We start from the raw sequence: 22,874 nt of genomic DNA, 5'->3' as shown, positions 1-22,874 counted from the left end.
AAGGGAGTTCGATTTTATATCAGGAGGTGCAGCAATGGAAAAGAAAAAGAAGAACATTCAAATGAAGGCATTGAATCCTATGGTATTGCTGGCAATTATTATTATTGTCTGTGCAATTGCTACATATCTGGTACCGGCGGGGCAGTATGACAGAGTTTTGGATCCAGTTACGGAAAGGGAGATTGTAGACCCGAATACGTTCCACTATGTAGAGCAGAATCCGGTAGGTCTGTTTCCTCTTTTTAAGTCTGTGACTTTGGGACTGCAAAGAGCAAGCTATGTTATTTTCTTTCTCTTTATCATAGGTGGAATGTTTCAGATTATGGAGGCTACGGGCGCTATTCACAATGGAATGACGCTGGTGGTAAAGAAAATGGCGGGGAAAGAACTGTTGATGATTCCTGTGTGTATGATGGTTTTTGGGTGTGGTTCTGCCTTTGCTGGAAACTTTGAAGAGTTTCTGGCTTTTGTTCCTTTGGTGTTGGCCGTATGTCTGGCTATGGGATTTGATTCTCTGGTAGCGTTGGGGATTATTTTCTGTTCCGCAGCTTCTGGTTATGCAGGGGCTATGACAAATGCGTTTACTGTAGGTGTGGCTCAGGGAATTGCCGGATTGCCTATGTTTTCCGGAATCGGATTCAGAGCCTGCGTATTTTTGGCACTGATGGCGGTGAGTATTACTTATGTGACCTTGTATGCAAGAAAAATAAAGAAAAATCCACAGGCAAGTCTGGTGTACGAATTCGATAAAGGGAAAGAATCCGATATCGACCTGACAGAAGAGGTGAAACTGACTTTTCGACAGAAACTGGTGCTGCTGACCTTTTTAGGGGTTATGATAGCTATGGTAGTTGGTATAGTGAAGTTTGGATTTTACATAGACGAATTGGCAGCACTATTTTTGATTGCCGGTATTCTGGCTGGTCTTTTTGGGGGATTGAAACCAGGACAGATTGCAGAGGAATTCCTAAAAGGTTGCGGAAATCTGCTCTTTGCGGGTGTTATGATTGGACTTTGCAATGCAGCGCTGATTGTTTTGGAAGACGCTAATATCATGGATACCATTATTCACGCGCTGGCTGGGCTTCTGGATGGTCTGCCGCCGACATTAAGTGCCTGCGGAATGTTTGTGGTACAGGATTTGTTTAATGTATTAGTTCCTTCCGGTTCCGGACAGGCAGCAATTACAATGCCTCTTATGGCACCATTGGCAGATTTGATTGGACTGACAAGGCAGACTTCAGTACTGGCTTTTCAGTTGGGAGATGCCTTTACTAATGTTATGGCACCTACGGGGGGAGAACTTTTGGCAGCTTGTGCAATGGCAAAAATTCCATGGGGCAAGTGGGCAAAATGGCTGGTACCGCTGTTCCTGTTGTGGTGGGTAGTAGCATTTGCGGCATTGATTATAGCAGTACAGATTGGGTATGGACCGTTTTAAAAAACATATAGTATAAAAAGCAGAAAACCAGAGAAAACCACAGTACCAGGCGTTCTCTGGTTTTCTGTTTGTGTTACAGTAAAAATTTTTCTCTTATGCAGAGGGGAAAAGCGAGTTGAGGAAAAAGTGGGAGTATGCTATCATTAGAAGTATGTCAAGCGTTAGTGGCTGAGCAAATAGAAGAACAAACGAAATTTACCATACAGGATTATTTATAAAAGCAAAACATTATTTCAAGGGGGACAAGGACCATGGGCAATTATTTCATCGTAAGAAAAAAAGCAGAATTTCAGACTTCACGCTGGTCAGGAGGAAGTACAACACAACTGTATCTGTATCCGGAAGACAGCAGTTACAGCGAAGGAAATTTTCAATGCCGTATCAGCAGTGCTGCAGTAGAAGTGGACAAGTCGGATTTTACCAGTCTGCCGGGGGTAAAGAGATACCTCAGTATCTTTGAGGGAAATCTGGAGATGGTTCACGGAGAGGCAGACAGGGTGTGTTTGCAGCCTTATGAGGTAGACTGCTTTGACGGCGGTGTACCTACCGTGAGTTTCGGAAGGGTGACGGACTTTAATTTGATGTTGAAAAATGGTGCAGAGGGGAAAATGGAAACGGCACGTTTAAAAGCAGGGGAAAGTCTGAAATTAGAGCCGAAAGCAGGAGAAAATCTGCTGGCCGTGTATGTGAGGTGCGGAAAGGCAGAAGCAGCGGACTGCAAAGCAGAAGAAGGAGAACTTCTTTTGTGTAAGGATTGGAAAGAGAGTGTTGTGTTGGTAAATAGCGGCAAGGAAGAAACAGGATTGGGGATTTGCAGAGTGCGGGTGTAGATAGACGAAATGAGATGATTGGTGCTCGTGGCAATATAATTAGAGCACAATATAAATGAGAAAAGACTGTTATATTTGGGTATGATTTTCTGAATATCCGATATAACAGTCTTTTTTTGTGTGAATATGTCTGGTAAATAGTTGAAAATATAAGGGGAAATTGCTACAATGAACAAATGAAAAGGGGAAGAAGGAGAAACGGAAGATGAGAAAGCCGCATAGTATTAAAAAGACAGTTCTTTTTTTTGATTTTTTGATAGTTGTTCCACTGTTTATTTTGTTTTCTATTCTGACAATAGCGGCTTTCAGAAATAGCAATTATGAATGGAATCGGAGTAAACTGGCATCAGTGGAGGAAAGGTGCAGTAATATTGCAGACAGAAATACAGAGATTATAAAGATAACAAATATGTTATATCTGGATTCAGAAATAAACCATATTTTATCAGAGAAGCAGCAACTTACAGGGTATGAGGCGACTCAGGCTCAAGGTAAAATTCAAGGGAAAATGAGGGAACTGACAGAATTATTTCCGGAGAGACAGTATCAGATTATGATATTGTGCAGCAATGGAAACAGTTATTTTCAAAACTCGTTAGAATTTACAGGTGATAGACCGACTTTTGAAAAGATTGTGGAGGAAAGTTGGTATTCAGAAATGGGGCAGGGCAATGATACCATTTATTTTTTGCCGCAATATAGAAGTCCTTTACTGCAAAATAACTTTCAAGAGGATACGCTATTTGCAGTTCGTAATATCCGTAATCTGAACAGTGGAAGGAAAATAGGGACTATGATTGTAGCCGTTTCTCACAATATTTGGGGAGATGATACGATTGAAACCGGAGAGAATGCAGAAAATACAATTGTTATGGACCAGTATAGGAAAATTATCTATGCCTCAGATAAAATACTCTATGGGAATGCCATCGAAGATAATTCTTATTACAAAAAAATCACAGAAAATGAAAAGGGATTTTTTCTTGGTCATGTAAAGGGACAAAATTGTCATATTCGATTTAGCAGTATTGAGCAAACTGGGTGGAAATTAATCAGTTATGAACCATATCAGAGCAGCTGGTCTTTTTATGTGGGATTGATTTTAGGACTTGGTGCAGCTATGTTTCTTGTTCTTACATTTATAGTGCTTTATAATTGCAGCTTTATAGCGGGAAGAATGAAGCAGTTGAACAAAAATATTGTTGAAGTTTCGGAAGGAAATTTAAAGGCAAAAATTTTGGAGAATTATGAGGCTGAGTTTCAGGATATATATCGGAATTTTAATACTATGTTGGACAAGATACAGGAGCTTATGCAGCAGTTGGAAAAAGAACAGGAGGAAAAACATACCCTGGAAATACAGGCTTTACAGGCACAGATTAATCCTCATTTTTTTTATAATACGTTGGTTACGATTCGTTTTATGATACAGATGGAGGAATATCAAGAGGCAGATAAAGCGATTTTATCCTTTTCAAAACTGCTGAGAAAAGCCTTTGCGAATCAGCAGAGATTGATTTCTATAAAAGAAGAAATTGATATGACGGAAGAGTATCTGACGTTGATGTCATTGAGGTATAAAGATAAATTTCAGTGGAAAACCATCATAGATTATGAGACTGGGGAACTGGGAATATTGAAAAATCTGATTCAGCCTCTGGTAGAAAACAGTATTTCACATGGCTTTAATATGAAAACCGAAAAGGGACATATTTGGATTCGTGCATATTCCAGAGAACAGAAAGTTGTTGTTGAAGTGGAAGATGATGGAGTAGGTGTGGACCTAGAAAGAATCAAAAAATGCATTGAAAGCCGGGAAATTCCCAAAGTGAAAGAACAGTTCAGCGGAATTGGGATTTCTAATATACAAATGAGAATAAAAAGAAATTTTGGCGAAGAATACGGCTTGCACGCCTTTCTTAATGAAAATGGAGGCGTGACTTTTAAAATGGAGATACCAGTATTGCATTTGGGAGGGGAAGAAACGTGAAAATTGTAATTGCAGATGATGAAGAAATTATTTTGAAATGGATGAAGAAAAATGTGGAATTGCTATTTCCGGAACATGAGATCGCAGCAATATGTATAAATGGGAAACAGGCTTTGGATTGCTGCCGGGAATTTATGCCGGATATATTGTTTACGGATATACGTATGCCGGTAATGGATGGTATGGAGCTGCTAAAGCAGTTAAAAACAGAAGGAAAGCTGCCCTATACTATTATATTAAGTGCTTATGATGATTTTTCCTATGCAAGGGAAGCTCTGAAACTGGGGGTTAAGGAATTTTTATTAAAATCAGAAATAGTAAAAGAAGAGTTGGAAAACTGTATTCAAAGAGCTGAAGAGGTCTTGAAAAATACAGAGAATCAAGCAGATATACAGGCGGAGAAGAAAGGAGAGGTAAAAGAATTTCTGGAGAATTTTCTAAGAGATGACGTAAGAATTACTCCGGAAATATTGTTGGATTGGGAACGATTATGGGGAGGAAATTACTTTACTATTATGCTTTTGAGAAATGCAAATAAGACATTAAATATGAATCGAGTAGAGGAAATTACTGATTTTTTCTTTCAAGAAAAAAAGCAGAAGGTTTTTTGTGTATTGCGAAAAGACAGTGAGGCATTGCTTCTTGCAGAAGTGGGGGAATCTGAAATAGAGAAGCTGTCTTTGGGAATATTTGAGACCTTTATATCTTTTGGTAACAGCTGTATATCTTTAAATGCAGGAGAAATCGGAAAAGACTGCGAGGATTTAAAAAAGATATACAAACAAGCAGAAAAAGCGGCTGATTATCAGCAATTTTACGAAAAAACAGGGGTGCTGAATTATGCTTGTGTTAAAGAAACGGGGAAAGAAGGGCAGATTTGGGAGGTCAGGTTTAAGGGAGAAGAGGAAATATGGATGGAACACGATTATGACAGCGCATTGGAAAATATGCAGGAGATATTCGATATGTTCCGAAAAGAGATGCCGGATATGGCGTTAGTCAGACATCTGTTGTTAGATTTTATCTTGAATATTTATTGGAATCACTTGGACGAGACACAGAGAAAAAAGTTTTCTATAGATGAATTTATTTTAATCAGCCATTGCAAAAGTATACGGGAATTGGAACACAGGGTATTGGTGTATATGAAGCAGTTTGTAGAAGTACTGAAGGCTTCCCGTCCTGTTTATAGTGAAGCGGTCTGTAAGGTTATACAGTATATTGAAGAGAACTACAGAGAAAATATTTCCCTGGAGGAACTTGCGAAGCACGTCCATATGAATAAAAGCTATCTTTCACATTTATTTAAGAAAGAAACAGAAAAAAATATCTATACCTATTTATTAGATTTTCGCATGGAAAAAGCAAAGAAGTTGTTAATAGAAACAAAACAAAGTGTTTATCAGACTGGATGTCTGGTTGGGATTCCGGATTCTGCTTATTTCAGTAAGGTTTTTAAAAAGAATACAGGAATGACGCCATTGGAATTCAGAAAAACAACATAGGGAGTCAAAAAGTCCGGAATATTGGAAACCGGACTTTTTTGTTGTGCAAAAAGACAAAGATTTTACAAGGAAAACAAAATAAAAAACAAAATAATGTGCTATACAGAAGGAAATAGTGCAAAGTGGGAAAAAAGTGATAGAAAAAGTAAATATATGACAGGATTACATATATAAATTGCATAGATAAAAATTGGGTATTGTGTATAATAAACATAGAATTTAGCAAGAGAATTAAGGAGGAAATAAAAAACTATGAAAAAGAAATGGAAAGTTGTTTTAAGCACTTTACTGACGGGAACTGTTTTGATGTCCGCAGCAGCATGTTCTGGTGGGAATGAAGATTTGGTTGCTGAGAAAGGCGGAGGTTCTAAAGGAGACAAACAGAAACTGGTATTTTTACGAGCGGGAACAGAGGATTACAAAAAAGAAGCATTTATGAAGATGATAGAAGGTTTTGAAAAAGAACATCCAGAGTATGAAGTAGAATATCAGGAAGCCCCATGGGGAGATGATTTTGAGACAAAGCTAAACACAGGATTTGCCTCAGGAACAGCTGCAGATGTAATTCATTATTCTTTATCTTCTATCGGCGCCAGAGTGCCAATGGGACAGTATGAGTGCCTTGATGATTATGTAGCGGACTGGGGCGATATGGCAGACTTTTATGACAGCGTTATCGAATCTGGTAGCATTGGAGGAAAAGTGTATGGAATTCCTTATACACCGGATGCCCGTATGTTTGCGATTAATACAGAGCTGTTTGAAAAGGCGGGGTTGAACCCGGATAATCCACCTTCTACATGGGAGGAACTGAAAGAAGCTCATGAGAAACTTCTAGTAAAAGATAAATCGGGAAATGTTACACAGTGCGGATTTGGACTTCCCACCAGCGGTGCAAACATCAATCAGTATTTGCAAATCTTTGCAATGCAAAATGGGGTTGAGAATCTGGTGGATGAGTCAAACGATAAAATTTTATTCAATGAACCGGAAGCAGTAGGGGCTTTGAATTTTATGAAAGAATTAAAGGATATTGGGCTGGTGGAATGGGATAATACACAGTCTGACCAGAATCCGTTTCATAATGGAACAGCAGCCATGACAATACTCAATGAGAATGAATTTAATAGTATTAATACCGGAGATTTAGAAGGAAAAATTAAAATGGTACCAATGTTTTCGGAAGAAAACAGTGCTACTTTCTGTGGTATGCACTTTATGTTCATGAATGCGAACTCAAAACAGAAAGAAGGTGCATGGGAATTGATGAAATATATGTGCAGTGAAAATTCTATGAATTTGTGGATGGATACGGTAGGAGCTGCGCCGGTTAGAAGTTCTCTTGAAAAGCCTTATCTTGAAAAAAATCCGGAAAACGGACCTAGAATTATGGAAGCTATTGAGAATGGAAAAGGTACGCCTAAAGTGCCTTATTTTAACAGTGTCCTTACATATGTGGATGATGCTATGGAGCAGGTATACTATGACCAGAGCAACGCAAAAACAGCTTTAAATGAGGCTGCAGAGAAGGTTCAGGAGGAAATTGACAACCAGTAAGGAGGTGCGTTATGGCGAAACAGGGAGTTTACGGAAACAGAAAGAGTGATAAAGAAGCCTATTTAATGATTTTGCCGGCCTATCTGATTTTTGCTGTGTTTATTTTGATTCCCGTTGGAATGGTTTTATATTATAGTCTCACGGACTTCAATATGTATGCAATTCCTGAGTTTTTGGGAGTGAAAAACTATGTGAAGCTTTTTTCTGATACGGAATTTCTGACGGCAGTGAAAAATACGCTGTTTTATACGGCAGTTACGTTGACAATACAGTTGGCAATCGGACTATTGCTGGCGGTTTTGCTTTACCGGAAGTCAAGGGCGGTTCCTGTTTTCAGGACTGCTTTGTATCTTCCCAATATTATGTCCATGGTTTGTGTTTCTATGGTATGGCTGTGGCTGTATAATCCTAATTTCGGACTTTTCAACAGGCTTCTGGAATTTATAGGAGTTGCGCCTCAGAAATGGCTTATTAATCCGGAGCAGGCAATGTTGTGTGTGATTCTGGTAGGAATCTGGAAAAACTGCGGTTATTCTATGGTGATTTTTCTAGGTGGGCTTACAGGTATACCAGAATCTCTGTACGAAGCGGCAGAACTGGATGGAGCAGGTCCTATTCGCAGATTTTTGAATATTACATGGCCCATGCTGAGACCAACGACCTTTTTTCTGCTAGTGACCGGAATTGTAAACAGTTTTGCAGTTTTTGAGCAGGTTAATATTCTCACCAGCGGTGGTCCGCTGAATCGCACTACCACGGTGGTTCATCAGATATACCGCAGAGGATTTCTGGAATTTAAAATGGGATATGCCAGTGCAATGGCTGTGTTGCTATTGGGATTTTCTCTTATCGTCACAATGTTGGTATTTAAATTTGGGAATAAAGGTCAGGATATAGATGTTTCATAGGAGGAAAGAGATGAAAAAGAAAAAATGGACAAAGGGAATCTGGTTGGTTTGTATGGGGGGAGTTTCTTTTATTATGATACTTCCTATTGTAATGATGATTTCTACCTCCTTTAAAACTACAGGAGAAATTAATTCTGCGGTTTTTCATTTCCTGCCGGGAACTTTTGACTTTAACAATTATAAAGAAGCATTATACACAGGAAACTGGAGTGTTTATTTTCGGAATTCTTTGGTGATTACCATAACGAGCATTGCGTTTTCACTGTTGTTTAATTCCATAGCGGGATATGCTTTTGCCAGACTACAGTTTCGTGGCTCAAAAATTTTGTTTACGTTGCTTTTGGTAGGGCTGATGATGCCGCCGCAGGTTACTATGCTGCCGACTTTTTTGATTATGGCTAAATTTCCTCTTGCAGGAGGAAATAACCTTATGGGATTTGGCGGTTCCGGATTGATGAATACGTTGCCGGGAATTATTATTCCATTGGTATCCGGTTCTTTTGGCATCTTTTTGTGTAAACAGTTTTATGAAAATTTTCCGCGTTCTCTGGATGAAGCGGCAATGATTGATGGAGCAAGTAAATGGAGAACCTATTTTTCTATTTACATTCCAAATTCTAAAGTGATTCTGGCTACGCTGGCACTTTTAAAGGGGTCAGCGGTATGGAATGATTACCTGTGGCCACTGGTTATGACGAATTCAGAAAGTATGCGTACAGTCCAGTTGGCCTTGACTATGTTTCGGGATGAAACCACAGTGAGATGGGGACCTATGATGGCAGCGGCAACTTTAATTTCCGTGCCAATGATTATCTTATTCCTGTGTGCACAGAAATATTTTGTACAAGGTATTGTATCGACAGGCTTGAAATAGAGGAGAAAAAATATGGAAAGACCCAATATTATATTTTATTTTTCAGACCAACAGCGTTGGGATACGCTGGGGTGTTATGGGCAGCCTTTAGACGTAACGCCTAATCTGGATCGACTGGCAAAGGAAGGGACTCTTTTTGAACGGGCTTTTACATGTCAGCCAGTATGCGGACCTGCACGGGCTTGTCTGCAAAGTGGAAAGTATGCCACACAGATAGGGTGCCATCGCAATGCACAAGCGCTTCCGGAAAACATAACAACATTGGCGGATTATTTTCGCCGGGCAGGTTATGAGACCGCGTATGTAGGAAAGTGGCATTTGGCATCTAATCGCAGCAGCTACGAGGCTTTGGAAGATGAAGAAAACTTCGAGACAAGAGCAGTACCTGAAAACAGGAGGGGTGGTTATCGGGACTATTGGATGGCTTCCGATGTACTGGAAGCTACTTCCCACGGTTATGATGGATATGTTTTTGATGAAACTGGGAAAAAACACGAATTTATAGGATATCGTGCAGATGCTGTTAATAATTATGCGATCCATTATCTGCATAAGTATCAGGGGGAAAACCCATTCTTTCTGTTCATTTCTCAGATCGAACCACATCATCAAAATGACCATGGTAGGTTTGAGGGACCGGACGGAAGTAAAGAACTTTTCGGCAATTTTACTCCTCCTGGTGATATGACGGAGGGAGAGGGAGACTGGAAGGAAAATTATCCGGACTATTTGGGGCAGTGCCATAGTTTGGACAAAAATGTAGGATATTTGGTAGATACATTGAAAGAAAAAGGCCTGTGGGAAAACACAATATTGTTTTATACATCTGACCATGGTTGTCATTTCTGTACCAGAAACAGCGAATACAAGCGTTCCTGTCATGAATCCAGTATTCATATTCCGCTCATTGCAACAGGTGGAAGTTTTACGGGCGGTAAACGTATTCAGAATCTTGTAAGCTTGATAGATTTACCGGTTACGCTGTTGGATTGTGCAGGGATTCCAAAACCGGAAGATTTTCAGGGGCATTCGCTGAGAAACTTGGTAGAAGGAAAAGTGCAGGAATGGCAAGAGTGTGTGTTTGTTCAAATCAGTGAAAGTCAGGTGGGGCGTGCTATTCGTACACGCAAATGGAAATATTCTGTTGTGGCAGAGGAAGACCCTTGGGAATGTCCTGGAGCAGATGTTTACTATGAGCAGTATTTGTATGACTTGGAAAAAGACCCTTTTGAAAGTGTGAATTTGGTCAGAAATCCTGTTTATAGAGATATTAGGGGGCAGTTGGCAGAGAAGTTGAAAGAGTGTATGAAAAGAGCGGGAGAGAAAATTCCGGAAATAAGACCTTACCAGGAATAAAAGAATAGAAAACCAGAGAATCCCACAGAGCCGGGCGTTCTCTGGTTTTCCTATTTCGAAGGAGAAATTCTATGTTTTAGTGCACTTTTACTTTATCACACAAAAATATTTTGGGTAATTTGGTTAAAAACGTCAAAAGAAACAGGCCTTTTTCTGCGCTGATTAGGAAAATAGACGTTTTTTAGACTGCGCGAATGATACAATCACAAAAAAAGCAAAGGAGACGATGTGAAATGAACAATGCAGATATCGGAAATGCAATGGTAATCAAGTTAGACCCGGTGTTACCGGAATATCCAACCTTTAAGGAAGGTGTCAGAAGAGCGCCGATGAGAGAACTGACACTGAACAAAAGAGAGATTAAACTGGCAGTAGCAAATGCTTTGAGATATGTACCGGAAGAACTGCATGAACAGCTGGCACCGGAATTCCTGGACGAATTATTGACACATGGACGTATTTACGGATACCGTTTCATGCCAAAGGAAAGAATTTACGGAAAACCCATTGATGAATATAAAGGCGAATGTATCGAAGGAAAGGCTTTCCAGGTTATGATTGACAACAACCTGGACCATGACGTAGCGCTTTATCCTTACGAACTGGTTACATATGGAGAAACCGGACAGGTTTGCCAGAACTGGATGCAGTATCAGTTAATCAAAAAATATCTGGAAAAACTGACACATCATCACACACTGGTTATGATGAGCGGACATCCAATGGGACTCTTTAAATCTCATGAATCCAGCCCGAGAGTTATCGTGACAAACGGACTTATGGTTGGTATGTTTGACAATCCGGAAGACTGGGCAAAAGCAACAGCTATGGGAGTTTCTTCCTATGGACAGATGACAGCCGGCGGCTGGATGTACATCGGACCACAGGGTATCGTTCACGGTACTTTTAATACGATTTTAAATGCAGGACGTAAATTCTTAGGCGTTCCACAGGACGGCGATTTGGCCGGACATTTATTTGTAACCAGCGGTCTTGGCGGAATGAGCGGCGCTCAGCCAAAAGCCATCGAAATTGCAGGCGGTGTCGGTATCGTTGCGGAAGTGGATTACTCCAGAATTGAAACACGTCACAGCCAGGGATGGGTAAGTCTGGTCATCGAAGACGCAGCGGAAGCATTCCGTGTGGCTCAGGAATACATGGATAAGAAAGAAACCATTTCCATTGCATTCCACGGAAATATCGTAGACCTTCTGCAGTATGCAGTTGACAATAATATTAAGATTGAACTCTTATCTGACCAGACATCCTGCCATGTTCCATACGACGGAGGTTACTGCCCACAGGGTCTGACCTTTGAAGAAAGAACAGAAATGCTGGCAAATGATAAAGAAAAATTCTGTGAACTGGTAGACCAGTCTCTGGTGAAACATTATCATCTGATTAAGACTCTGGTAGAAAGAGGCGCTTACTTCTTTGATTATGGCAATGCATTTATGAAAGCAGTCTTTGACGCAGGCGCAAAAGATATTGCGAAGAACGGAGAAGACACCAGCGAAGGCTTTATCTTCCCATCTTATGTAGAAGATATTTTAGGACCGGAGCTGTTCGACTATGGATATGGACCATTCAGATGGTGCTGTCTGTCCGGCAAACCGGAAGATTTAAGAAAAACAGACCATGCAGCAATGGAAATCATTGACCCGAACAGAAGAAGCCAGGACAGAGATAACTACATCTGGATTCGCGACGCAGAAAAGAACAAACTGGTTGTTGGTACACAGTGCCGTATTCTGTATCAGGATGCTCTTGGAAGAAGAGATATCGCTCTGAAATTTAACGAAATGGTAAGAAACGGTGAAATCGGACCGGTTATGCTGGGACGTGACCACCATGATACAGGCGGAACAGATTCTCCATACAGAGAAACCTCTAACATTTATGATGGTTCCAACATTACGGCAGATATGGCTGTTCACTGCTACGCAGGCAATGCAGCAAGAGGTATGAGCCTTGTAGCTCTTCACAACGGCGGCGGTGTTGGTATCAGCAAATCCATCAACGGCGGATTTGGTATGGTTCTGGACGGAAGCGAAAGAGTGGACGAAATTTTAATGGCAGCTATTCCATGGGATACTATGATTGGTGTATCCAGAAGAAGCTGGGGCAGATGTGAACATTCGATTGAAACAGTTGCAGAATACAACAAGATTAGAAATGGTGAAGATTACATCACAATGCCATACCTGGCAAACGATGAATTGATTGAAAGAGTGTGCAAAGACGTGGTGGTAGAACCTCATCATCATACACACCACTAAGAATTTCCGCAAACAGTTATGAGGAGACAGAACATGAAGAAAAGATATATACGCCATGCCTCCGAATTGGTTACCTGTAAGGGCAGCGCGCCGAAACACGGAAAAGAAATGTCGGATATTGGTCTGATTAAAGACGGCGCTGTGATTATCCATGATGATAAAATCGTTGCCACAGGTACTACGGAGGAACTGGACAGACAGGTGGACTTAAACGAATATGAAGTCATAGACGCTGCAGGGAAAACCGTTATGCCGGGATTCGTGGATTCTCATACACATTTTATTTTCGGCGGATACCGGGCAGATGAATTTTCCTGGAGATTAAAAGGCGACAGTTATATGTCCATTATGGAACGGGGCGGCGGCATTAATGCCACCGTTGTTCCTACCAGAGAAGCTACAGAAGAGGAATTGATAGAAGCAGGAGAAGAACGGTTGAACCGTATGCTGGAATTCGGTGTTACCACCGTAGAAGGCAAGAGCGGTTACGGCATGGACTGTGAAACAGAGCTGAAACAGCTTCGTGTCATGAAAAAACTGGATGAAACCCATCCTGTGGATATTGTCAGAACCTTTCTGGGACCTCACAGTGTTCTTCCTCAGTGGAAAGGCAAAGAAAGAGAATTTCTGGAAGAACAGCTTCAGGGGGTTATGCCGAAAGTAAAGGAAGAGAACCTGGCAGAGTTTGCTGATATCTTTACAGAAAAAAATGTATTTAATATAGAAGATTCCGAGTATTATCTCACAGAAGCAAAAAAGATGGGATTTAAGCTGAAAATTCATGCAGATGAAATTTACCAGCTTGGAGGCGCAGAACTGGCTTCCAGAGTGGGAGCTGTATCTGCAGACCATTTGCTGAAGGCTTCCGATGAAGGAATCCGTCAGATGAGAGAGGCCGGAGTTATCAGTACCCTCCTTCCTGCCACTGCATTTTCTTTGAAAGAAGAGTATGCGCCGGGAAGAAAAATGATTGATGAAGGATGCGCAGTGGCGCTTGCGTCGGATTTGAATCCGGGCAGCTGCTTTACCAATTCTATCCCTCTTTTGGTAGCGCTTGGCTGTATTTATATGAATATGTCCATTGAGGAAGTCATTACCGCACTGACCATTAACGGCGCGGCGGCTGTAGACAGAGCTGATACCGTGGGAAGCCTGGAAGCGGGAAAACAGGCGGATATTGTTATTTTGAAATTCCCATCTATCCACTTTATGCCATATCACACAGGCATTAATCTGGTAGAAACGGTTATCAAAAAAGGGGAAACTGTATATCACAAAGAATGGAGATAAGGAGAACACAATTATGAACAAAATTATCGAATGCGTACCGAATTTCAGTGAAGGAAGAGACAAAGAAAAAATCGAAAAAATCGTGGACTGCTTCCGCAATATAGAAGGTGTAAAATTATTAGACTACAGCTCTGACGAAGACCACAACAGAAGTGTCGTAACCGTTATCGGTGAACCGGAACCATTAAAAGAAGCTATGGTTGCAGCGATTGGAAAAGCAGTAGAATTAATCGATATGACAAAACATCAGGGACAGCACCCACGTATGGGTTGTGTAGACGTTGTTCCATTCATTCCTATCCGCAACACAACGGTAGAAGAAGCAGACGCTCTTGCAAAAGAAGTTGCAAAAGAAGCAGCAGACAAATTTGGTCAGCCATTCTTCTTATATGAAAAATCTGCTACAGCTCCTCACAGAGAAAATCTTGCAAAAGTTCGTCAGGGACAGTTTGAAGGTATGGCAGAAAAAATGAAAGACCAGGAAAAATGGAAACCGGATTTTGGTCCAAACACCATTCATCCTACCGGTGGTGTAACAGCTATCGGCGCAAGAATGCCGCTGATTGCTTACAACATCAACCTGGATACTTCTAGCGTAGAAATCGCTCAGAAAATCGCAGATAAAATCCGTCACATCAAAGGCGGCTTCCGTTACTGCAAAGCTATGGGCGTTATGCTGGAGGACAGAAACATTGCGCAGGTATCCATGAACTTAACAGACTATACAAAAACATCTGTTTACACAGTATTTGAAACCGTTCGTATGGAAGCAAGACGTTACGGCGTAAATGTACTTGGCAGTGAAGTCGTTGGTCTGATTCCGCTGCAGGCAATTGTAGACTGCGCAGAATACTACCTGGGATTTGAAGGCTTTGACCCGAAACAGGTACTTGAAACAAGACTTTAATTCAAAATAATATAAGAGGTATATGCCATGAAAAATATGACAATTAAAGAATTCGCCATGCAGACAGCCTCTAATGAACCAGTACCTGGGGGCGGAAGTATTTCCGCCCTCGCTGGCGCTTTAGCAGCAGCTCTGACAGAAATGGTGGCGGGATTGACGATTGGCAAGAAAAAATACGCAGAAGTAGAAGAAGAAATGAAAGAGGCTGTAGAGCCTATGCATAAAATCTGCGAGCAGCTGTTGGACGACATCAAAAGAGACAGCGAATCTTTTGATTTGTATATGCAGGCTCTGACGCTTCCGAAGGAAACAGAGGAAGAAAAGGCAGCCCGTACAGAAGCTATGCAGAACGGATTAAAAGCAGCCGTAGCCGTGCCTTTATCTGTGGCAAAAGCCGCTTATGAAGTGCTTCCGTTTGCGGAAGTGATGGTGACAAAAGGAAATAAAACAGCCGTTACCGATGCTTTGGTTGCGACTATGATGGCAAGAACTGCAGTGTTGGGCGCGCTGTTTAATGTAAAAATCAATCTGGAATCCATTAAGGACGAAGAATTTGTAAAAGCAACTTCTGAGGAAGTAGCGGTGCTGGAGAAAAAAGCGGTTGCCTTTGAGCAGAAGATTCTGGCTCAGGCGGGCGTTTCCAAAAGTGTAACAGAGTAAGACAGAAGAAGGAAGACGATGAAAGGAGAAAGCCTGTGAAGATTTTAAAAAATGCAGTAGCAGGAACCCTGGAATCCAGTGATTTGTTTATTCAGATTGAGCCAGACGAAAAGGAACTGACCCTGGAGATTGACTCCGTTGTTGCGAATCAATATATGGATTCCATTCGGGCTGCCGTACTGGAAACCTTAAAGGAATTTGATGTTTCCACGGGAAAAATCTTTATTAAAGACAAAGGTGCCTTAGACTGCGTCATACGCGCACGAATGGAAACTGCACTGAAAAGAGGGGGAGTGGAAACGTTATGAGAAGAACCATGCTGTTTTTACCGGGAAACACTCCCAATATGCTGATAAATGGGGATACTCTGGGTGCAGACACCATCATTTTTGATTTGGAAGACGCAGTGTCTCCGGACGAAAAGGATGCAGCCAGAATTCTGGTGAGAAATGCACTGAAATATCAGTCTTTCCCCAACTGTGAAGTGGTAGTTCGTATCAATCCTACGGATACGGAATTCTGGAAAGAAGATTTGAAAGCGATTATTCCTCTGAAACCGGATGTGGTTATGCCCACGAAGGTAAGCGGGGGCGAGATGATTCGCCAGGTGGCAGATTACATAACAGAAGTGGAGAAAGCAGCCGGAGTGGAGGAAGGCTCTGTGAAGATTCTTCCACTGATTGAAACTGCTCTTGGCGTAGAAAAGGCTTTTGATATTGCCAGCGCAGATAAGCGGGTTATCGGCCTGTTTCTGGGAGGAGAAGACTTTACTGCAGACATGCACTGCAAACGGACCAAAGAGGGCAAGGAAATCTTTTATGCCAGAACACGTCTGGTATGTGCGGCCAGAGCCTGCGGCATTGAAGCCTATGACACGCCGTTTACCGATGTGGAGGATATGGAAGGCCTGGAAAAAGATACCGAATTTGCCAAGAGTTTGGGATTTGCAGGAAAAGCGGTGATTTCGCCGAGGCATGTGGATATTGTAAATGCCGTTTTCTCTCCCACAGAGAGTGAAATCGAATATGCCCATGACGTCATGGATGCCATCGAAGAAGGCAAGCGTCAGGGCAAGGGTGTGATTTCCTTAAGAGGGAAGATGATTGACGCACCTATTGTAAAACGTGCCCGTCAGGTACTGGAAATGGAAGAAGCGATTTATGGAGGTGCGTGCAGATGAATAAATTAATCGGTTCTGTAAAAGAAGCCATTGAAAAAGCAGGGCTGAAAGACGGAATGACCATCTCTTTTCATCATCATATGAGAAACGGCGATTATGTGCTGAATATGGTGCTGGACGCAGCAGCCCGGATGGGAATTCGGGATTTGACGGTAAATGCAAGTTCCATTTTCGATATTCACGAACCTATTATTGAACATATCAAAAACGGGGTTGTGACAGGGCTGGAATGTAACTATATGGGTGCAAAGGTAGGAAAGGCGATTTCCAAAGGGATTCTGGCAAAACCAGTGATTTTCAGAAGTCACGGAGGAAGAGCCGGAGATATGGAAAATGGTTCCTCAAAAATTGACCTTGCTTTTCTGGCAGCGCCCTGTGCAGATGAGATGGGAAACTGTAGCGGAAAATACGGCCCGTCAGCCTGCGGTTCTCTGGGATACGCATTTTCTGACGCGCTGCATGCAGACAAGGTAGTGGTGCTGACCGATAACCTGGTGCCTTATCCGTTAAAAGATACCTCCATTCATGAGGGTTATGTGGATTATGTAGTGCAGGTAGAGCAGATTGGCGACCCGGCGCGGATTGTGTCCGGAACTACAAAGATTACCCGTGACCCTGTAGGACTTCGCATTGCAGGTCTGGCGGCACAGGTGGTGAAGCATTCCGGATACTTAAAGGACGGTTTCTCTTTCCAGACCGGCGCCGGAGGTGCATCTCTGGCTGTGGCAAAATATGTGGAAGAGATGATGGAAAAGGAACACATCAAAGGCAGCTTCTGTATGGGCGGCATTACGGGTTACATGGTGGATATGGCAAATAAAGGATACTTTGACACGATTTTGGATGTGCAGTGTTTTGATTTAAAAGCCATTGAATCCATTCGGGAAAATCCGAAACACCAGGAAATTTCGGCTATGCGCTATGCGTCCCCGGCGGCGAAAAGTGCAGCAGTAGACAGTCTGGATGTGGTGATTCTCGGTGCAACCCAGGTAGATGTGAATTTCAATGTCAATGTGCATACGGATTCCAATGGATACATCATGGGAGGTTCAGGCGGACACTGCGACACAGCAGCAGGTGCAAAGCTGGCAATTATTGTGGCGCCCCTTATCCGGGCCAGACTTCCTCTGATTGTAGATGAGGTGCTGTGCAAATCCACACCGGGTGAGACGGTAGATGTGGTGGTAACCCAGAGGGGCATTGCCGTGAATCCGAAACAGAAGGAATTAAAGGAAAAATTAATCAAAGCCGGACTGCCGGTAAAAGATATAGAAGAATTGAAACAGATTGCAGAGGACATTGCGGGTGTCCCCAAACGGGTGGAAATGGGAGAACGAGTTGTAGCAAACGTACTGTACCGCGATGGAACCTTACTGGATACCATTAAAAATGTATTATAAATCAGAAAAAGCGGAAGGGAGCGGTTTACAGTGGATAAAAAGAAATTAATCATCGGCGTTATCGGCGCAGATGTACATGCAGTGGGAATCAGTATTCTCCAGCATGCCTTTGAGGATGCGGGATTTGATGTGACAAACCTTGGAGTTATGGTGTCTCAGGAGGAATATATTTCCGCTGCCATTGAGACAGGCGCAGATGCCATTTTAGTGTCCTCTCTTTATGGTCACGGAGAGCTGGACTGCCGTGGTTTGAGAGACAAATGCAACGAGGCTGGTTTAAAGGATATTCTCTTATATGTAGGAGGAAATATCGTTGTAGGAAAACAGCCATTTAATGAAGTGGAAAAACGTTTCAAAGCCATGGGCTTTGACCGGGTATTCGGTCCGGGTACAGCGCCGGAAACAACCATTGCAGCATTGTATGAAGATTTCGGCATGGAAGCTCCAAAGACAGAGGACTGATAAAGCGAGGCGGTGAATGAAATGAAACCAATCTTATTGGTGGACTTTGGCAGCACCAACACCAAGGTAACGGCTGTGGATGTGGAAGGCTGTGAGATTCTGGGTACGGCGGCAGCGTATACCACAGTGGAAACAGATATTAACAACGGGCTTTGCGACGCGCTGGAACTCCTGGAAAAGACAGTGGGGCATATGGAATATGAGGAACGCTATGCCTGCTCCAGCGCAGCCGGAGGACTGAAGATGATTTCTATCGGTCTGGTACCGGAACTGACGGCCCAGGCCTCTAAAGAGGCGTCTCTGGGCGCCGGTGCAAAGGTATGGAAAACCTATTCTTTTAACCTGACAAAAGGGGATATGCGGGAGATTGAGAAATATCACCCGGATATTATTCTGCTGACAGGAGGAACGGACGGGGGAAACGCAGAGTGTATTCTCTATAATGCCAAAATGCTGGCAGATTTAAGCTATGACTGCCCCATCGTCATTGCGGGAAACCGCTGTGCAGCAGAGGAGTGTCAGGAAATTCTGGAGGGAAGAACCACTTATATCTGTGAAAATGTTATGCCAAGGCTTGGTGAATTGAACATTGAGCCCACACAGAAACAGATACGGGAAATTTTTCTGAAGAGAATTGTGCAGGGAAAAGGACTTTCCGAGGCTTCGGATTTGGTTTCCGGCATTATTATGCCAACACCTTCTGCCATGCTGGCAGCCATGGAGTTGTTGTCTGACGGCTGGGAGGATTGCCGGGGCATTGGAGAACTGGTAGGCGTGGATTTAGGCGGCGCCACAACAGATGTCTATTCCATTGCAGACGGAAATCCGGCCAATGCAGCTACGGTGATGAAGGGACTGCAGGAGCCATATGCCAAACGAAGTGTGGAAGGCGACATTGGTATGCGTTACAGTGCCCAGGGGATTCTGGAAGCGGCAGGAGACCGGAAACTGTCGAAAATATCCGGTATCAACCGCCAGAAAATTGCGGGACTGGTGGAATATCTGGGAAATCACACAGACTATATTCCGGATAACGAAGAAATGGAAAATATGGACTATGCGCTGGCCTGTGCGGCTGTGGAGACAGCGGTGACACGTCACGCAGGTTCTCTGGAACAGGTGTACACCCCCTGTGGACTTACTTATCTGCAAAGCGGCAAGGATTTGCGCCGTGTAAAATACGTCATAGTCACAGGCGGTGCACTGATACATGCAAAACATACAGAGGAGATTGCCAAATACGCTCTGTATGATGAGAGCACTCCCGGCTCTTTGCGCCCGGAGCATGCGGAAATCCTGGTGGATAGAAAATATATTCTGGCGGCCATGGGACTGCTTTCCCAGCATTATCCCACAGCGGCGCTGGAAATTATGAAGAAGGAGATTGCTTATTATGGACATAAGGAATAAAAGATTGTCGGATGATGAATTTTACGGTATCCGAAAAGAAATTCTGGAACAGTGGCCGACAGGTAAAGATGTAGATTTTGACGAAGCGGTTGAGTATCACAAAAATATGCCGGAATCAAAGAGCTTTTCCAGGAAGCTGTCAGCAGCGAAGAAGGAGAGAAGAACACTGATTCAGCCAAGAGCCGGTGTAGCATTGATTGATGAACACATTAAACTTCTGCAGTATCTGCAGAACCAGGGTGAGGCAGATTTGCTTCCTACAACCATTGATTCTTATACACGTCAGAACCGTTATGAAGAGGCAGAGGTGGGAATTAAAGAGTCTATCCACACACAGAAATCCATGCTCAATGGTTTTCCGGCCGTCAACCACGGTGTATACGGATGCCGTCAGATTATTGAAAATCTGGATACTCCGGTACAGGTACGCCATGGTACTCCGGACGCCAGACTGCTGACAGAAATCTGCTATGCAGGAGGGTTTACAAGCTATGAAGGCGGCGGTATTTCCTACAATATTCCATATGCAAAAGACGTTCCTCTTGAGAGAACCATTTATGACTGGCAGTATGTAGACCGTCTGACCGGTATCTACGAAGAAGCAGGCGTATCCATTAACCGTGAGCCGTACGGACCGTTAACCGGTACTCTGGTTCCGCCGTCTATGTCCAATGCGGTTGCCATTATTGAGGCTCTTCTGGCAGCAGAACAGGGTGTAAAAAATGTAACCGTAGGTTACGGCCAGTGCGGTAACCTGGTACAGGACGTTGCAGCCCTTCGGGTTCTGGAAGAACTGACAGAAGAATACCTGGAAAAATACGGATACGAAGATGTAACCGTTACTTCCGTACTTCATCAGTGGATGGGCGGCTTCCCACAGGACGAAGCAAAAGCCTTCGCTGTTATTTCCTGGGGAAGTTCTGTAGCAGCTCTGGCAAAAGCTACAAAGGTAATTGTTAAGACTCCTCATGAAGCCATTGGTGTACCGACCATGGAAGCCAATGCACAGGGGCTGCGCTGTACAAAACAGGCCATTTCCCTGTTAGCTGACCAGGAATTAAAGAGCTCTGCTCTGGAACTGGAAAAGGCCATCATCAAAGGGGAAACCTGTGCTATTGTGGACAAGACCTTTGAACTTGGTATGGGTGATCTGGCGCTTGGCGTTATCCGCGCAGTCAAAGCCGGTGTCATTGATATTCCGTTTGCCCCGAGTAAATACAATTTCGGCAAAATGCTTCCGGCCCGTGACCATGAAGGCGCTGTGCGCTATTTAAATACCGCCCACGTTCCGCTTCCGCAGGAACTCATTGACTTCAACAGAGGCAAGATTGAACACCGTGCGAAGATGGAAAAGAGAAAAGCTTCCTTCCAGATGGTGATTGACGACGTGTATGCAATCAGTAAGGGTAGATTAGTTGGTAAGCCTAAATGATGAGAGAGGCAGAAACGAAAGAGAAAATATAAAAGGAAAATAGAAAGAAAGTTTACTTTATCACGGTAAATAAAGGAGAAGAGTATCATGAAAATAGTAGACGTAGTTTGTTCAAAAGCAAGAACCGGATTTTTCTTTGATGACCAGAGAGCGATTAAAAAAGGCGCTGTTTCTGACGGCGCTGCATATTTTGGGGAGACCGTTACACCGGGATTTAAGTCTGTAAGACAGGCCGGAGAGGCCATTTCCGTCATGCTGATTCTGGAGGACGGACAGATTGCCTGGGGTGACTGTGCAGCCGTACAGTATTCCGGTGCAGGCGGACGTGACCCGCTGTTTCTGGCAGAAGACTTTATTCCGATTATTGACAAATATATCAAACCGGAATTGGTTGGAAAAGAGGCGGACAGCTTTAAGAACTTATGCGAAATGCTGGAAAACATTCAGGTGGAGGGTAAGAGACTGCACACCGCTATCCGCTATGGAGTAAGTCAGGCGATTTTGGACGCAGTGGCAAAATCCAGCAAGCGTCTGATGTGCGAGGTTGTTGCTGATGAATACGGCACAACGGTTTCAGAAGAGCCGATTCCTGTATTTACCCAGTCCGGGGACAGCCGTTATGACAATGCGGATAAGATGATTTTAAAAGGTGCTGCGGTTATGCCTCACGCTTTGATTAACAATGTGAAGTTAAAACTGGGCGAGCACGGAGAAATCTTAAAAGAGTATGTGGCGTGGTTAAGAGACCGTGTGCTGAAGCTGCGCAATGACGAAAATTATATGCCGGTGTTCCATATTGACGTATACGGTACGATTGGTGCAATTTTCGGCGTAGACAATTATCCGGCTATGGCGGATTATCTGGCAGAACTGGAAGAAGCGGCAAAACCCTTCCATTTGAGAATTGAAGGCCCTATGGACGCAGAGGAAAGAGAAAAACAGATGCTCTGCTTAAAGGGACTGAGAGAAGAAGTGGACAGAAGAGGCATTGATGTAGAGTTAGTGGCAGACGAATGGTGCAATACTCTGGAAGATGTAAAATACTTTGCAGACAACAAAGCCGGACATATGGCACAGATTAAGACACCGGACCTTGGCGGAATCAATAACATTGTGGAAGCCGTTCTTTACTGCAAAGAAAAAGGATTCGGCGCTTACCAGGGCGGTACCTGTAACGAAACAGACCGTTCTGCACAGGTTTGCGTAAACTGTGCAATGGCAACCAAACCGGACCAGATTCTTGCAAAACCGGGCATGGGTGTTGACGAAGGCTTTATGATTGTTTACAATGAAATGGAAAGAATCCTTGCTCTTAGAAAAGCAAGAAAAACTCAGAAATAAAGGTTGACGAAACACAGGTGTCGTATTGAGTGAGGATTGAAAAGCCCCTTTA

At 43.1% G+C, this 22,874-nt stretch carries 19 protein-coding genes; all 19 read left to right on the top strand.

The window, feature by feature from the left end; genetic code table 11:
- The first annotated feature begins 34 nt into the window (after positions 1-34).
- The 19 genes from WKT17_RS00885 to WKT17_RS00795 all read left to right on the top strand — a co-directional run bounded on the left by WKT17_RS00885 (position 35) and on the right by WKT17_RS00795 (position 22,822).
- A complete protein-coding gene (locus tag WKT17_RS00885) occupies positions 35-1,441 on the top strand; it encodes a YfcC family protein (protein ID WP_173749920.1) in 1,407 nt (468 codons plus the stop codon).
- A 251-nt stretch (positions 1,442-1,692) separates the two neighbouring features.
- On the top strand, positions 1,693-2,271 hold the full coding sequence (locus WKT17_RS00880; RefSeq protein WP_173749919.1) for a HutD family protein: 579 nt from the start codon (positions 1,693-1,695) through the stop codon (positions 2,269-2,271).
- Positions 2,272-2,476: 205 nt separating this feature from the next.
- Complete coding sequence (locus WKT17_RS00875; protein WP_173749918.1) at positions 2,477-4,261, top strand: sensor histidine kinase; 1,785 nt, start codon at positions 2,477-2,479, stop codon at positions 4,259-4,261.
- Positions 4,258-5,766, top strand: a complete 1,509-nt coding sequence (locus WKT17_RS00870; RefSeq protein ID WP_291682206.1) for a helix-turn-helix domain-containing protein — start codon at positions 4,258-4,260, stop codon at positions 5,764-5,766. The genes WKT17_RS00875 and WKT17_RS00870 overlap by 4 nt, the downstream gene beginning before the upstream one ends.
- A 252-nt stretch (positions 5,767-6,018) precedes the next feature.
- Positions 6,019-7,323: an ABC transporter substrate-binding protein gene (locus WKT17_RS00865; protein ID WP_173749916.1), complete on the top strand. Its 1,305-nt coding sequence runs from the start codon at positions 6,019-6,021 to the stop codon at positions 7,321-7,323.
- Between the two features lie 11 nt (positions 7,324-7,334).
- A complete protein-coding gene (locus WKT17_RS00860) occupies positions 7,335-8,231 on the top strand; it encodes a carbohydrate ABC transporter permease (RefSeq protein ID WP_291682209.1) in 897 nt (298 codons plus the stop codon).
- A 10-nt stretch (positions 8,232-8,241) separates the two neighbouring features.
- Complete coding sequence (locus WKT17_RS00855; RefSeq protein WP_291682210.1) at positions 8,242-9,105, top strand: carbohydrate ABC transporter permease; 864 nt, start codon at positions 8,242-8,244, stop codon at positions 9,103-9,105.
- A 12-nt stretch (positions 9,106-9,117) separates the two neighbouring features.
- A complete protein-coding gene (locus WKT17_RS00850; protein WP_173750164.1) occupies positions 9,118-10,461 on the top strand; it encodes a sulfatase-like hydrolase/transferase in 1,344 nt (447 codons plus the stop codon).
- Positions 10,462-10,694: 233 nt separating this feature from the next.
- A complete protein-coding gene (locus WKT17_RS00845) occupies positions 10,695-12,740 on the top strand; it encodes a urocanate hydratase (protein ID WP_173750163.1) in 2,046 nt (681 codons plus the stop codon).
- Between the two features lie 33 nt (positions 12,741-12,773).
- Positions 12,774-14,030 (top strand): imidazolonepropionase, encoded by a 1,257-nt coding sequence (hutI, locus tag WKT17_RS00840; RefSeq protein WP_173750162.1) that lies wholly within the window; start codon positions 12,774-12,776, stop codon positions 14,028-14,030.
- A 13-nt stretch (positions 14,031-14,043) separates the two neighbouring features.
- The gene (gene ftcD, locus WKT17_RS00835; protein WP_173750161.1) at positions 14,044-14,937 is read left to right on the top strand and encodes a glutamate formimidoyltransferase; all 894 of its coding nucleotides are present in this window, start codon (positions 14,044-14,046) and stop codon (positions 14,935-14,937) included.
- Between the two features lie 27 nt (positions 14,938-14,964).
- The gene (locus WKT17_RS00830; RefSeq protein WP_173750160.1) at positions 14,965-15,597 is read left to right on the top strand and encodes a cyclodeaminase/cyclohydrolase family protein; all 633 of its coding nucleotides are present in this window, start codon (positions 14,965-14,967) and stop codon (positions 15,595-15,597) included.
- A 35-nt stretch (positions 15,598-15,632) separates the two neighbouring features.
- The gene (citD, locus tag WKT17_RS00825; protein WP_173750159.1) at positions 15,633-15,905 is read left to right on the top strand and encodes a citrate lyase acyl carrier protein; all 273 of its coding nucleotides are present in this window, start codon (positions 15,633-15,635) and stop codon (positions 15,903-15,905) included.
- Positions 15,902-16,777: an HpcH/HpaI aldolase/citrate lyase family protein gene (locus tag WKT17_RS00820; protein ID WP_173750158.1), complete on the top strand. Its 876-nt coding sequence runs from the start codon at positions 15,902-15,904 to the stop codon at positions 16,775-16,777. Before citD ends, WKT17_RS00820 begins: the two co-directional genes overlap by 4 nt.
- Positions 16,774-18,177, top strand: a complete 1,404-nt coding sequence (gene citF / locus WKT17_RS00815; RefSeq protein WP_180211157.1) for a citrate lyase subunit alpha — start codon at positions 16,774-16,776, stop codon at positions 18,175-18,177. Before WKT17_RS00820 ends, citF begins: the two co-directional genes overlap by 4 nt.
- 30 nt (positions 18,178-18,207) lie before the next feature.
- Positions 18,208-18,639 carry a methylaspartate mutase subunit S gene (gene glmS, locus WKT17_RS00810; protein ID WP_173750156.1) on the top strand — a complete coding sequence of 144 codons (432 nt, stop codon included), beginning with the start codon at positions 18,208-18,210 and terminating at the stop codon, positions 18,637-18,639.
- 21 nt (positions 18,640-18,660) lie between these two features.
- On the top strand, positions 18,661-20,049 hold the full coding sequence (glmL, locus tag WKT17_RS00805; RefSeq protein ID WP_291682212.1) for a methylaspartate mutase accessory protein GlmL: 1,389 nt from the start codon (positions 18,661-18,663) through the stop codon (positions 20,047-20,049).
- Positions 20,033-21,481 (top strand): methylaspartate mutase subunit E, encoded by a 1,449-nt coding sequence (locus tag WKT17_RS00800; RefSeq protein WP_173750154.1) that lies wholly within the window; start codon positions 20,033-20,035, stop codon positions 21,479-21,481. The genes glmL and WKT17_RS00800 overlap by 17 nt, the downstream gene beginning before the upstream one ends.
- A gap of 87 nt (positions 21,482-21,568) precedes the next feature.
- Positions 21,569-22,822, top strand: a complete 1,254-nt coding sequence (locus WKT17_RS00795; RefSeq protein ID WP_173750153.1) for a methylaspartate ammonia-lyase — start codon at positions 21,569-21,571, stop codon at positions 22,820-22,822.
- The last annotated feature ends 52 nt before the right edge of the window (positions 22,823-22,874 follow it).

This window comes from Blautia sp. HCN-20427 (genome assembly GCF_037890365.1).
Classification (GTDB): domain Bacteria; phylum Bacillota; class Clostridia; order Lachnospirales; family Lachnospiraceae; genus Blautia.
Note: the sequence above shows the minus strand (reverse complement) of the source record. Positions and strands in the feature narration are given on the sequence as shown.